Genomic DNA, 13,366 nt, shown 5'->3' on the forward strand with positions numbered 1-13,366 from the left:
TGAACGATGCCTTTTCCTATCAAAGTGTGTGTGGTGTGCGAAGAAGAGTTTGAACTGAAGCCGGATAAGCCGGGCTTCGCGAATCGCTGTCCGGAGTGTAGCCTGCCGGAGTTGGAAGCGGAGGACTCGGCTGCCGAGGAGCGTGGGGATGCCGGGCTGAATGAGGCGCGGCGGTCGGCTATGAAGAATCTGCTTTATCGGAAAGATAGCTGAAGGACTGTCCTGCCGGACGGGCCTCCTGCGCGCGGGGCGGTCACTTCGTGACTTTCATACTTGTCTGGGGGATTTAAAGAGCATTGGTCCTCCCGTTGGTCGGAAATAAGCGGTGCTCGCTTCCGACCAACGGGAGGACCTCAGAAGATAATCCACCCATACCGCCCCGAGAACGGTACGAAGTACTAAGCGCGGCGCAGGGCTGCGGCTTTGACTGTGTTGCTCATCAGCATGGCAATCGTCAGCGCGCCGACGCCGCCCGGGACCGGCGTGTAGGCCGACGACAATGCAAAGGCCGCGGGGTCGATATCGCCGATCACCACCGAGCCGCGACGCAGGAAGAGTGCCTCGCGGTCAGGGTTGTTGGGGAAGAAACGCGCTACGTCATTGGCGTCCGTCAGGCGGTTGATGCCCACGTCGATCAGGACCGCGCCGGGCTTGACCATCGTGGAGTTGACGAAGCCGGGACGGCCAATCGCGGCGACCAGGATGTCGGCGTTGCGGGTGACGGCGGGCAGGTCGAAGGTGCGGCTGTGGCAGATGGTGACCGTGGCCGAGGCGTTCAGGAGCAGCATCGACATGGGCTTGCCCACGATGTCCGAGCGACCGATGACGACCGCGTTCTTGCCGGTGACGTCGATGTTGCGGCGGCGCAGCATCTCCATGACGCCGGCCGGGGTGCAGGGTTGCAGGCCGGGCTGGCCGCTCTGCAAGCGGCCTACGTTGACCGGGTGGAAGCCGTCGACGTCCTTGTCGGGCGAGATGGCTTCGAGCAGGAGCTTGGTGTTGACGTGAGCCGGTAGGGGGAGCTGGATCAGGATGCCGTCGATGTCCTCGCGGGCGTTGAGGGACTGGACCATCACCAGCAGCTCTTCGGTGGTGACGGTCTCGGGCGGGGTGAGCATCTCGGAGAAGATGCCCAGCTCGGCGCAGGTCTTGACCTTGCTGCGGACGTAGATCTCCGACGCGGCGACGTTGCCGACGAGGATGACGGCGAGGCCGGGGTTGACGCCGCGAGCCTTGAGGCCCTGGACCTCAAGGGCGACTTCAGCTTTGATCTCGGAGGCGATGGCGATGCCGTCTAGGACGGTGGGTTCTGGCATGGATAGGCTCGATTCTCTGGTGTTGAAAAACTGTGGAAAGAATGCTGGGGGAATGACAAAGGCGGGACCGAAGTCCCGCCTTTTCAATAAGAAATGTTACTTCTGCGAGGTCGCTGGCTTGCGGACGCCGGTGTGGACAACCGGCTTGTTTTTCGCCTGCGCGAGCGCCTGGTCGATGGTGCTGTAGAGCTGGGTTACGTCCACGACCTGAATCCAGCCGGTCTGGGTGATTACGAAGATGGTGGGGGTGTGGCTGAGGCCGACGCGTTCGCCAAGGGTGTAGTCAGCCTGCACTTCGGCGGCGAAGCGGCCCGCCGGGTCCATGACGAAGGGCATCTGCTGGCCGTGGGTGCCGAACCACTTGCGGGTGAAGTTGCCGAGATCGTCCTTGCTGGCGATGCTGCTCTGGTTGGCGAAGACGTCGCGGCGGTACTGCTCGGCGATGGAGGGCGAGACCTTGTCTTGCAGGTAGCGGGCGGTGATGGCCGCGTCGCGGCTCCAGAGGTGCATCTGGAGGGGGAAGTCGTGGCGAATGTAGGGGATCTGGTACTTCTCGACCGCCGCGTGGACGATGGGGAAGGCGTGCGAGCAGGCCGGGCACTCGAGGTCTTCGAACTCGAGGATGGCGACGCCCTTGGTGGCGTCGGCGGGCAGCTTGAGGATGGAGGTGTCGCGGAAGGTATCCCCCTGGCCGGGAGGCACGGCGGCCTGGGCGTGGGCGGAGCGGGCAGCGGGAAGCGCGAGCAGCAGGGCGGCGGCGAACAGGGCCAGGAAGCGGCGAGGAGTATTCATCATAGGAATAAGACGCATAGGGGACTCGTTCGTATTTTAGCTGAGCGCGATGGGGGCTTTAGCCGCTGAGAAAAGATTCTGTCCTGCCGGACGGGCCCGCTGTGCGCGGAGCGGGCGTTTGCACGCCTTTTTACTGCTTCGCGTGCTCCTCCCGTTGGCCGGAAATAAAGATCTTCGCTGCCGACCGGCGGGAGGCCCACAGAGGCTGATTTCCCTATATAGCCCCGAGGGCGGCACGAAGTGCTTTAATCAGGCAACAATTTCGCAACCGCAGGCTTGCCGTGGCACTCTAAAGAAGACAAATGGTTTCCACGTCCACCAAAGGTATGTATCAGGGTCCAGCGGTCAAGCCGCTACTGCGAGCAGCGGCAATGGGCTGCGTTCTGACCTCAGGTTTGGCATTCGGGCAGAACCTGGCAGAGAACCACGTTCCGGCCGACCTGCCCGCTGCACCGAGTGCGGTTGCGCGGCTGGAGGTACAGGCCGGATCGTCCTCCAGCTCCGGCGCTACGCCCGTTGCCTTCCCGACCCGCGACCATGCGACTCCCGATGCGCTGCCCCTGTCGCTGGACGACGCGATCAAACTGGGCGAGCTGAACAACACGCAGCTCGCAGTGCAGAAGCAGCAGGAGCGGTATGTCGCCGGACAGATTCTGACCGTGGGCAATGCGCTGCTGCCCGATATTCAGGCCTCGGCGTATAGCCGCGCTCAGGAGATCGACCTGGTGGCGCTGGGGTTCAAGCCGAGCGCGCTTGCGGGTATTGATATCCCCGGCTTCACCAACATCGTGATCCCCGAGATCGTGAAGGTCAATACGACCAACGCGCAGGTCTCGCTCTCGCAGACGTTCTTCAATGTGCCTGCATATTTTCTTTATCGTGCGGCGCGGAAGGCCGGAGATGCGGCGGCGTGGGACACCAAGAACCAGTTGGGGAACGTGGTGCTGAACGTGGGCACGGTGTACCTGGAGGCGCTGGCGGATCAGGCGCAGATCGACAATGCGCGCGCGCTGGTGAAGCAGGATGAGCTGGTGCTGGAACATGCGCGGGCCTCGCAGGCGGCAGGCGTGGGCGTGCATATCGACGTGCTGCGGGCGCAGGTGCAGTTGCAGCAGGAGCAGCAGACCCTGATCGCCGACGAGAATGCCTTTGCGAAGGATAAGATTGCGCTGAATCGGGCGATGGGGATTGCGGCAGACCAGCAACTGATTCTGACCGATAAGGTTCCGTTTGCCTCGTTTGAGGCGCTGTCGATCGACGATGCGCGTGCGCTGGCCTATACGCGGCGCAAGGACCTGCTCTCGCTGACCGCGCAGTTGGGGGTGGCGGACGAGACCCGCAAGGCGGTGCGCTACCAGTACCTGCCGACGGTGGGGGTGAGTGGATATTACGGCGTGCTGGGCGTGACCGGCGGCTCGTATCACGGGGACTTTACCGCTATTGGGAGCTTGAAGTTTCCTATTTTTCAGGAAGGCCAGTTGCGCGGCGAACGTGAAGTGGCGTCGGCGCAGTTGACCGCGCTGCGGCAGCAGATTGCCGGTCTGAAGACGCAGATTGAGGCGGAGATTCGCACCTCGATGCTGGATGTGCAGTCGTCGGCCGAGCTGGTGAATGTGGCGCGGAGCAATGTGGCGCTCTCGCAGCAGGAACTGGATGATGCGACGCTGCGGTTTACTGCCGGGGTGGATGACAATCTGGCGGTGGTGCGGGCGCAGGCGTCGCTGGCCGGGGCCCAGGCGCGGGTGGTGCAGTCGGAGTTTCAGTACAACCAGGCGAAGCTGGAGCTGGCGCGGCGGACCGGCGTGGTGGAGACGCAGTATAAGCAGTATTTAGGGCATTGATCTTTTCCTACCAGCACGCGAAGCAGGAAAAAGGCGTGTGAACGCCCGCCCTCCGCGTAGGAGGCCCGTCCGGCAGGACAGTGTTCGTGGCGGGGATAGGTCGGGCCTTCAGCTCTCTTCTTCTTTTGTTCCCGGTTACCTGGGGCGAACCTTCAGTGCTTTTAGAGCACCCAGGGTATGGGTTGGGCTTCTGCGGTGAGTTTTGATGTCCGGGCTAAAACCCGGACCTACCCCGAGAACAAGAACAACAGCAAGAACAAAGACAGAAGCAGATTCCTCCGCTTCGCTCCTGAATGACAACCAAGAAAACAAGCAACAACCTGACAACCAAGAAAACAGGCAACGGCGATGCCGGGCGACGGGAAGGGTTGCTGAATTGATGTGCTCTGTAGAGGCCAACTCTAACCTTTCTGTGAAACCATAGGGACCGATGCCAGCCGCACTCGAACCCGCTCGATCCCGCTACCGTGGCGCTTTTCGCTCGAAGAACTTTCGCCTGTACCAGTCAGCCCGCCTGATGGTCATCCTCGGAGCCGAGGCCCAGTCGGTCGCGGTGGCCTGGCAGGTCTATCAGATTACCCACTCGGCGCTCTCGCTCGGCTACACCGGGCTGGCGTTGTTTCTGCCGGGCATCTTCTGCGTGCTGCCCGCCGGACACGTGGCCGACCGGTATGACCGGCGATGGATTATCTTGGCCTGTTATGGGCTGCAGGCCGTGTGCACGGGCGTGCTGCTGTGGATGGCGCGGACCGGCACGTGGCTGCACGGCGGCGGCTGGCTGGGCACGGGCGTGTGGCCTATCTACGCGGTGCTGGTGGGGATCGGGCTGGGGCGCGCATTCAGCGGTCCGGCGGCGAGCGCGTTGCTGCCCTCGCTGGTAGAGAAGGAAGACTTCGTGAACGCGGTGACCTGGGGCGCGACCGTCTTTCAGGTGGCCAATATGTCCGGGCCAGCCGTGGGCGGGCTGCTGTTTACGCTGCAACTGACCGGCAGGCTGCGGCCCTGGACCGGCGCGCCGATCGTTTACCTGTTCACCCTGATGATGCTGGTTGGGTTCCTGGTGCTGGTGGGGCTGATACGGCCGCGGCGAGAGGCGCGGGAGAAGAAGGCTTTCAGTCTGAAGACGGTGCTGGCCGGGTTGCAGTATGTGTTGCAGACGCGGCTGCTACTGGGGTCCATCTCGCTGGATCTGTTTGCCGTGCTGCTAGGCGGCGCGGTGGCGCTGCTGCCGATCTTTGCCACCGATATTCTGTACGCGGGGCCGCGCGGGCTGGGGCTGCTGCGGGCGATGCCCTCGGTGGGGGCGCTGGTGGTGAGTTTGGTGCTGACGCTGCGGCCGATCAGGAGCCGGGCGGGGTGGTGGATGCTGAGCTGTGTCGGCGTCTTCGGCGCGGCGACGGTGGTCTTTGGGCTGTCGAAGAGCCTGTGGGTGAGCCTGGCGGCGCTGGCGGCGATTGGGGCCAGCGATATGGTTTCTGTCGTGATTCGGTCGAGCATCTTACAACTGGCGACGCCGCCGGAGATGCGGGGGCGGGTCTCGGCGGTGAACTGGCTGTTTATCGGGGCTTCGAATGAGTTTGGGGAGTTTGAGTCGGGGCTGACGGCGCATTGGTTCGGGGCGGTGCGGGCGGTGGTGCTGGGAGGGATTGGGTCGATGCTGGTGACCGGATCGACGGCGATCTTCTTCCCCGCACTGCGCAAGGCGGATGCCTTGACGGCAGAGAGTTTGATGGCAGCGGAGCAAGCGTTGAGCGCAGCCGAGCCGGTCGATTAGTTGTAAGAAACACGCGAAGCGTCCAAGACCGCACGAAGTGCCGCCCGCCCGGCGTTAGGGCGTTTTTGCTTTTGCATTGATACACTCTGGGTTCTGAGGAGGCTTGCATGGAGACGGGAAAGAAGCTGGCGCTGGGTGGAGTGGTGGTGTTACTGCTGGCCGGGGTGGTCGAAGTGCTGTGGCTGCACCATGAGCGCAACGCCGATGTCGCGCCGGTGAAGGCTGTGGCCTACAAGATCGATCCGGATGACAATGTCTTTTTGAAGAAGGAGCACCCCGACACCCTGAAGGACGCGAAGGACCTGAAGGGGCGGAAGCTGTGGGTCTCGGCGGGCGGCCAGATGGATTACTTCCCCTTCAACGGCAAGGCGGACTATGCGAAGAGCCAGGGCGTGCTGCTGGGGGCCGAGCCGATTGTGGTCGTGGACGCGATGGAGCAGGTGGCTCCTAAGTCGGCTACGTTCCGGATTCCGGGTGGGGAGAAGCAGGTGCTGCTGGTGTTCACCAAGGGCGACCAGCCAACGAAGTATGCGGTGCCGGTGGGGTATCGGGAGAAGGGGCTGTACACCTACTTTACGGATGAGATCTTCTTCTACGACGACCCGCATGAGCTGTACAAGCACTGGGGGCCGGAGGTGTGGAAGGCCGTGGATGAGCACCGGGCGATCCTGGGGATGAACGAGCGTCAGGTGCAGATGGCGCTGGGGCAGGTGTCGAAGAGCGGGCAGGATACGATTGGCGACCGCACCGTGGAGTATGACGCACAGGGGCATCCGCAGCGGGTGACGTTCGTACACAACAAGGCTACGGCGATTACACCGGAGTAGGTACTTCGTACCGTTCTCGGGGCGGTATGGGTAAGTGGTCTGTTGAGGGCCTTCCGTTGGTCGGCAGCGAGGATTTTGTCTCCGACCAGCGGGAGGACCCATGCTGACGATCTCCCCATACAGCCCCCAATACCGCACGAAGTGCCGCCTGCCCGGCGTTAGGGCGCTTTTAGTTTTTTCCCATTTAGTTAACCTCTTTTCGTCTGTGGCGTAGTACATTCTTCTAATGGGACAGAAGACCCGAATCCCGTCCGAAGGGCAATTTCAGCTTGGCAAGCTGATGATCCTGCTCGTCGGTCTGCTCTCTGTCTGCCATCCGGGCCATCTGAAACATGCCCAGGTGCCACATCGGGCACCTGTCTCCTCCACCCGGCCGCATAACCGTTTGCGCATGGGCAGCCGCACCTCGGCTGATGCCCACGCGGAGCCGGAGATCGCCGGTGCGGATGGCGTGTTGCAACATGACACGGTCCAGAACCAGGTAGCAGGCCACTCCACTGCCGCGATCGTTTCGCCGGATCGCGGGCTGCTTGAGGCTCTCCACGTTTGCGGCTCCAGCCCCAGGGCGGAAGACGCCTCGCCGATCGCATCGGCTGCACCGCTGCCCCGACTGGGGCGCGCTCCTCCTGTTGTTGCCTGATCTTCCCGCTTCCTCTTTTTAGATTTGCCCTCTGATCGCGAGGGGAGCAGTGTGCGCCATCGGGCCGTTGCCGACGTGTCTCTGATTACAGAGCAGCCGGTGCGTGGGAGCCCCTTGGCCTGAAGCAGCAACAACCAGGACAACACATGAGGTACACCATGAAGCGACTCCTCGAGGGGTATGCGCGTTTCAGCGCAGAGGTATTCCCAAAACAGGCCCGTTTGTTCCAGGATCTGGCGCACAGCCAGCGGCCATCGACGCTGTTCATCACCTGCTCGGACTCGCGGGTGGTTCCGGATATGATCCTTCAGAGCAATCCGGGCGACCTGTTCATCTGCCGCAACGCGGGCAATATCGTGCCGTCGTACGGCGAGATTCATGGCGGCGTCTCGGCCACGATTGAGTATGCCGTGATGGCCGTGGGAGTGGAGAACATCATCGTCTGCGGGCACTCGGACTGCGGCGCGATGAAGGCCGTGCTGAGCGGCAAGAAGCATGAGCATATGCCGACGGTGGACTCGTGGCTGCAGAACGCGCACTCGGCCCGGCAGGTGCTGGAGAGCCAGTCGGGCATCCACGTGGAGGGCAACGCGCCCAAGACCCACGCGGAGATGTTGCGGGCGCTGACGCGGGCCAATGTCGTGGGCCAGTTGCAGCATCTGCGGACGCACCCTTCGGTGGCCGCCGGGCTGAGCCGGGGCAAGCTGAATCTCTACGGCTGGGTCTACGAGATTCACACCGGCAAGATCCAGAACTTCAACAGCCATCAGGGGCGGTTCTTCGACCTGACGGGGCACTCTGTCCCGTCGCCCGTGGCGCAGCCGCAACTGCATCTGATGGCTTCCTAAGGAGAGTAATGATGACGATTGACCCGAAGTATACGAAGGATTTTTCGGCCTCGCTGGTGGTGTTTTTAGTAGCGCTGCCGCTGTGCATGGGCATTGCGATGGCGTCCGGGGCGCCTCCGGCGGCGGGCCTTTTGACGGGGATCATCGGCGGCGTGGTGGTTGGCTCGCTGGCCGGTTCGCCCTTGCAGGTGAGCGGACCGGCGGCGGGCCTCGCCGTAATAGTCTTCGAGATCATCCGCGATCATGGGTTTTCGGCGCTGGGGCCGATCCTGATCTTAGCCGGGCTGATGCAGTTGATTGCGGGAGCCTTGAAGGCCGGGGGATGGTTTCGCGCCATCTCCCCGGCGGTGATCCACGGCATGTTGGCTGGGATTGGGCTGCTGATCGTGCTGCAACAGTTCCACGTGATGCTGGACGGCAAGCCCAAGGGGACCGGGCTGGCCAACCTGAAGGCGGTCTGGCCCGCGGTTACACAGGGGATCTTTCCGCTGGACGGCAGCATCGAGGAGAGGGCTGTCTTGCTGGCGCTGCTGGTCATTGCGATTATGGCGGCGTGGCAGCGGTTCCGGCCGGAACGGCTGAAGCTGGTGCCGGGGGCGCTGCTGGGGATTGCGGCCGCAACCCTGATCGCGCAGGCGCTGCACCTGAAGCTGAGCTATGTTCAGGTGCCGTCCAACTTGCTGGATGTGGTTCATCTGCCGGGGCTGGCGAGCTGGAAGGGGCTTGATGGCTCGGTATTTGGCTCGGCGGCGGCGATTGCGTTTATCGCCAGTGCGGAGACGCTGCTCTCCGCTGCGGCGGTGGACAAGATGCAGAACCGGGTGAAGACGAACTATGACAAGGAGCTGATGGCGCAGGGCGTGGGCAACATGCTGTGCGGGCTGGTCGGGGCGGTGCCCATGACGGGCGTGATCGTGCGCAGCTCGGCCAACGTGCAGGCAGGGGCTACCAGTCGGCTCTCGGCGATCCTGCATGGGGTGTGGATTCTGGCGGTGATTGTGCTGTTTCCGGGCGTGCTGCGGATGGTTCCGGTGTGCAGCCTGGCCGGGGTGCTGGTCTTTACCGGGTTCAACCTCATCAAGGTGAAGGACGTGCGGCACCTGGCGGGATATGGCCGGGTTCCGGTGCTCATCTATCTGGCTACGCTGGTCACCATCGTCTCGACCGACCTGCTGACGGGGGTGCTGGTGGGGGTGACGCTCTCGGTGTTGCAGTTGCTGCATGGGGCGACGCAGTTGAAGGTCTATACCGAGTCGCATCCTGAGCTGGAAGGGCATGTCGATCTGCATCTGCAAGGGGCGGCTACATTCTTTCGGATTCCGATGCTGACGGCGGTGCTGGACCGGATTCCCGATGGGGCTACGGTTCATCTGCGGACGGATCGGCTGCACTCGATTGATCACTCTTGCCTGGATCTGATGCGGGAGTGGGTGAAGGGGACCGGGGAGCGCAAACAACAGCTTGTGTCGTCCTCGGGGGTGCTTCATAGCGTGCTTGAGGAGGGATAGAGAGAAAGGTTTCCCGTTGGTCGGAAGCGAGAATCTTTGTTTCCGACCAACGGGAGGAGTACGCGAAGCAGTAAAAGGGAATGTGAACGCCCGCCTTCAGCGCTTCCGCGGGCTAAAAAATCTGGAAGCTAACATCGACGTTCAGCTCGACTTCGACTGGGATACCATCGCGCATGGCGGGAGCAAAGACATACTTTTGCACGGCCTCGAGCGCCTGCTCGTCGAGACCCAGACCAACCGGGCGCTGGATTCTCAGCTCTGTTGGCTTACCTTCCTTGTCAACACGCAGATAGATAAGGCTATTTCCAGCGACCAGTTGAGCACGAGCGTATTTGCTGTACTGAGGTTCGCTTGATTTGAGGACTTTGGGCGGAGTGACGCCGCCACCGATCTTGTAGACGCCTAGCGGGGGCGACGGCACGGGAACAGCGGCGTCGCCGGGATGTAGCAGATGAGTTGTGGCATAGGACTGCCAGTAAGAAGGCAGGGTCGGGACCAGATCAGCAAGCTCCGGGGCGAAGATGGCATCGAGTGCCGGGCCATAGTCGCCCGAGGGCGGTGCGGAGATATGAATCACGATCTCTATCGGGTCTTTCTTCCTGGGAGCGCGGACGAGCTGCACCCGCTTGTATCCCGAAGGCGAGAACTCCAGGCCGAAGCGGCGTCCCTGCAACTGAAGATGGCCGGGCTGGAGCAGGAGATGGTCGATCTCGATACCGGCCAGGGTGAAGCTGCCGGGCTCGGGCTTGTTCGTAGGGGTGCCAGCCGCATCGAAGTGCAGCTTGTCGCTGAGCCAGAGGCCGCGCAGATAGAGTGGCTTATTGAGAAGGCGGGCCGCGAGAGCCTCTTCCGTGGTCTGGGCATGGAGCAGCGACGATGCTGCAAGTAGCAGAAGAAGCAGGAGCCTACGCATAGGTTCAGAGTAGAGGAAGCTCCTGCTTCTGGCGATAAAGAAAGTGTCAACCTGTGTTGCGGAGACCGGCGCTGATGCCGTTGATGGTGGCGGTGATGGCTCGGTTCAGGTCGGGGGAGTCATCTCCGGCGCGCTTGCGGCGGATCAGCTCGACCTGGAGGAGTGACATCGGATCGACGTAGGGGTTGCGCAGGCGGACCGAGTGCTCGAGGACCGGGTTGCTTTCGAGCAGGGAGGCCTGGCCGGTAATGGCCAGGATCGTGCGGCGGGTCAGCTCGAACTCCGACTCCAGCGTGGCGAAGACGCGGTCGCGCAGGGCCTCGTCTTCGACCAGCGAGGCGTAGAGGCGGGCGATGCCGAAGTCGGCCTTGGCCAGCGCCATCTCCACGTTGCGGACGATGTCGATGAAGAGAGGGAAGCTGCGGAACATAGCTTGCAGCTGCGCCAGGCCGTCCGGCGTGGCGGCGATGTAGGCGTCGATCGCATGGCCCACGCCGAAGTACGCCGGGACCAGGTGGCGCGACTGCATCCAGCCGAAGACCCAGGGGATGGCGCGGAGGTCCTCCATGCCGCGCTGCCGGGCGGAGCTGGCGTCGGTGCGCTTGGCCGGGCGCGAGCCGATGCGGGCGTGCTCCAGCTCGGCGACCGGCGTGGCCTGCTCGAAGTAGGTGAAGGTCTCGGGGTTGTCGATGATGTGCTTGCGGTAGAAGGCGTAGGAGGTGTCAGAGAGTTGGTCGAGGATGCGCTCCCACTCCGGCAGCAGGACGCCGGTGAGGTGCGAGGGCGCGTCGGGGCCGGTGGGGCGGGCGAGGGCGTCGAGCGAGGCGGCGATCATCAGCTCGAGATTGCGCTCGGCCAGCACCACGTCGGAGTACTTCCAGTTCAGCACCTCGCCCTGCTCGGTGAGGCGGAGCTGGCCGGAGAAGCTGGCCATCGGCTGGGCGTAGATGCTGCGGTGGGTCGGCCCGCCGCCGCGCCCGACCGTGCCGCCGCGCCCGTGGAAGAGGCGCAGGGTGACGTCGCACTCGCGGGCGACGTCATGCAGGGCGCGGTGGGCCTTGTAGATCTCCCACGTACTGGTAATCATGCCGCCGTCTTTATTGGAGTCGGAGTAGCCGAGCATAACCTCCTGCGTGCGGCCCCAGCTCTCGAGCAGCGGTTGGTAGACCGGGCTGGACCAGAGCTGGCGGCAGATGGCGGGGGCGTTGCGCAGGTCGTCGATGGACTCGAAGAGCGGGACGGGCTGGAGACCGGGGTCGTTCGCCGAGCCTTCGACCGTGACGCCGCCGAGGCGGGCCAGCCAGAGGACGTGCAGGGCATCCTCGGCGCTGGTGGCTCCCGAGATGACGTAGCGGGGGAGAGCTTCTGCCGGGAATCGCTGCTTGAGCGCGGCGATGGCGCGGAAGGTGGAGATGACCTCCTCCGTCTGCGGCGTAAGGGCTGGCGGGAGCTGGAACTCGGTCTCCTTCCACGCCGAAAGCTCGGCGACCGCAGAGGCGTGGACACGGGCGTGCTGGCGCAGGTCGAGCGCGTGCAGGTGCAGGCCGTAGGTGCGGACCTCGAGGATCAGCGGATCGACCAGCAGGGTGGCCAGGCGGTGGCCGTGGTTCTGGTTCAGGCTCTCGCGCAGGACGGTCAGGTCGGCGAGCAGCTCGGCGGCGCGGGTGTAGGGCGCGAGCGCCGGGTCGGAGGGCATCTCCACCGTGGAGTGGGGGGTGCCGCCGAGGCGCATCATGACGCAGGCCAGGAAGAGGCGGACGATCTCGAGGGGGAAGCGTTCTACGAGGCTGTTCTGTCCGGCGGCGCGGAGCTGGTCGGTGTAGAGCTTGAGCGCGGCCAGCAGCTCCGGCGAGACCGCCGCCTGCTGGGTCGAGCTGGCGAGTTGGTCGAAGAGGTTTTGCAGGCGGCGGCGGTAGTGGGTCAGCAGCAGGTCACGGGCCATGGTGAGCGCCTGGGCGGTGGTCTCGCCGGTGACGAAGGGGTTGCCGTCGCGGTCGCCGCCGATCCAGGAGCCGAAGCTGACCAGTTGCGGCAGATCGGCGAGGCCGGAGTGCGGGGCGTCGGGCAGCTCACTGCGGATGGCTTGGGCCACCTCGGCATAAAGAACCGGCAACGTATCAAACAGAGAAGACTCGTAGTAGTCGAGCGCCATGCGGATCTCGTCGCGGACGGTCGGGCGGGCGATGCGGACGTCGTCGGTCTGCCAGAGGGAGGTGATCTCGGCGATGAGGTCCTGTTCGAGCGCCTCCAGCTCCGGCTCGGAGACGGGGATGCGGTCGAGCTGCTCGAGCAGGTCGGAGATGCGGCGGCGCTTGAACATGACGCTGCGGCGGGCGACCTCGGTGGGGTGCGCGGTGAAGACCGCCGAGACGCAGACCTCGGAGAGCTGCTCGAGGATCTGGCCGGAGGTGTAGCCCGCCTCCCGCAGCGCCCGGAATGTCCCGCGCAGGCTGCCGCGCTGGACTCCGCCCGTGCTCGAGAGGGCCAGGGCGAGGCGGCGGCGCTTGCGATGGTTGGTCTCGGCGAGGTTAATCAGCTCGAAGTAGAAGCTGAAGGCGCGGGCGAGCTGGTAGGGGGTGGTGAGGTCGGCTGCGTTGGCGAAGTGACGGGCGCTGGCTAGGGCCTGGGCGGAGAGGGCCTCGGGCTCTTCGTCGTCTTCGCGGCGGGCGATGGCGGAGGTGCGAAGGCTCTCGACGGCCTGGTAGATGGCGGGACCGGCTTGTTCGCGGAGGACTTCGCCGAGCAGCGCGCCGAGGGAGCGGACGTCGCGGCGCAGGGGGGCTTGTTTTAACTCGCCGGTGGAGGCTTGTAGCTCGGCCAAACGCTGTGGCCAGGAGGTGGGTGTCCAGTGGGAAGGCATCAAATCGATTATGGCGCACTTCGGTACTTCGTACGGTTCTCGGGGCG

The 13,366-nt window shown here is 63.9% G+C and carries 11 protein-coding genes; 7 read left to right on the forward strand and 4 right to left on the reverse strand.

Annotated features, from left to right (window positions below; all coding sequences use genetic code 11):
- Nucleotides 1-6 precede the first annotated feature (6 nt).
- Entirely contained in the window at nt 7-213 is a 207-nt protein-coding gene (locus FTO74_RS01225) for a hypothetical protein (RefSeq protein ID WP_162536517.1), read from the forward strand.
- 185 nt (nt 214-398) lie between these two features.
- Here the strand turns inward: FTO74_RS01225 and FTO74_RS01230 are convergent, their stop codons facing one another.
- Both FTO74_RS01230 and FTO74_RS01235 read right to left on the reverse strand, forming a co-directional pair.
- The gene (locus FTO74_RS01230; protein WP_162536518.1) at nt 399-1,316 is read right to left on the reverse strand and encodes a bifunctional 5,10-methylenetetrahydrofolate dehydrogenase/5,10-methenyltetrahydrofolate cyclohydrolase; all 918 of its coding nucleotides are present in this window, start codon (nt 1,314-1,316) and stop codon (nt 399-401) included.
- 96 nt (nt 1,317-1,412) lie between these two features.
- Nucleotides 1,413-2,111: a thioredoxin domain-containing protein gene (locus FTO74_RS01235; RefSeq protein ID WP_255462431.1), complete on the reverse strand. Its 699-nt coding sequence runs from the start codon at nt 2,109-2,111 to the stop codon at nt 1,413-1,415.
- Nucleotides 2,112-2,410: 299 nt separating this feature from the next.
- Between FTO74_RS01235 and FTO74_RS01240 the strand changes: the two genes are divergently transcribed.
- The 6 genes from FTO74_RS01240 to FTO74_RS01265 all read left to right on the forward strand — a co-directional run bounded on the left by FTO74_RS01240 (nt 2,411) and on the right by FTO74_RS01265 (nt 9,546).
- Complete coding sequence (locus FTO74_RS01240; protein ID WP_255462432.1) at nt 2,411-3,949, forward strand: TolC family protein; 1,539 nt, start codon at nt 2,411-2,413, stop codon at nt 3,947-3,949.
- Between the two features lie 430 nt (nt 3,950-4,379).
- Nucleotides 4,380-5,723: an MFS transporter gene (locus FTO74_RS01245; RefSeq protein WP_162536520.1), complete on the forward strand. Its 1,344-nt coding sequence runs from the start codon at nt 4,380-4,382 to the stop codon at nt 5,721-5,723.
- Nucleotides 5,724-5,830: 107 nt separating this feature from the next.
- Nucleotides 5,831-6,550: a hypothetical protein gene (locus FTO74_RS01250; RefSeq protein ID WP_162536521.1), complete on the forward strand. Its 720-nt coding sequence runs from the start codon at nt 5,831-5,833 to the stop codon at nt 6,548-6,550.
- A 226-nt stretch (nt 6,551-6,776) separates the two neighbouring features.
- Complete coding sequence (locus tag FTO74_RS01255) at nt 6,777-7,190, forward strand: hypothetical protein (protein WP_162536522.1); 414 nt, start codon at nt 6,777-6,779, stop codon at nt 7,188-7,190.
- A 158-nt stretch (nt 7,191-7,348) separates the two neighbouring features.
- The gene (locus FTO74_RS01260; RefSeq protein ID WP_162536523.1) at nt 7,349-8,038 is read left to right on the forward strand and encodes a carbonic anhydrase; all 690 of its coding nucleotides are present in this window, start codon (nt 7,349-7,351) and stop codon (nt 8,036-8,038) included.
- Nucleotides 8,039-8,046: 8 nt separating this feature from the next.
- Nucleotides 8,047-9,546, forward strand: a complete 1,500-nt coding sequence (locus tag FTO74_RS01265; protein ID WP_255462433.1) for a SulP family inorganic anion transporter — start codon at nt 8,047-8,049, stop codon at nt 9,544-9,546.
- Between the two features lie 112 nt (nt 9,547-9,658).
- On the opposite strand, the gene FTO74_RS01270 is transcribed toward FTO74_RS01265, so the two are convergent.
- The gene (locus tag FTO74_RS01270) at nt 9,659-10,459 is read right to left on the reverse strand and encodes an energy transducer TonB (RefSeq protein ID WP_162536524.1); all 801 of its coding nucleotides are present in this window, start codon (nt 10,457-10,459) and stop codon (nt 9,659-9,661) included.
- Nucleotides 10,460-10,505: 46 nt separating this feature from the next.
- Nucleotides 10,506-13,319 (reverse strand): phosphoenolpyruvate carboxylase, encoded by a 2,814-nt coding sequence (locus FTO74_RS01275; protein WP_162536525.1) that lies wholly within the window; start codon nt 13,317-13,319, stop codon nt 10,506-10,508.
- Nucleotides 13,320-13,366 lie beyond the last annotated feature (47 nt).

Origin of the sequence: Granulicella sp. WH15 (assembly GCF_009914315.1) — a bacterium.
Lineage (GTDB): Bacteria > Acidobacteriota > Terriglobia > Terriglobales > Acidobacteriaceae > Edaphobacter.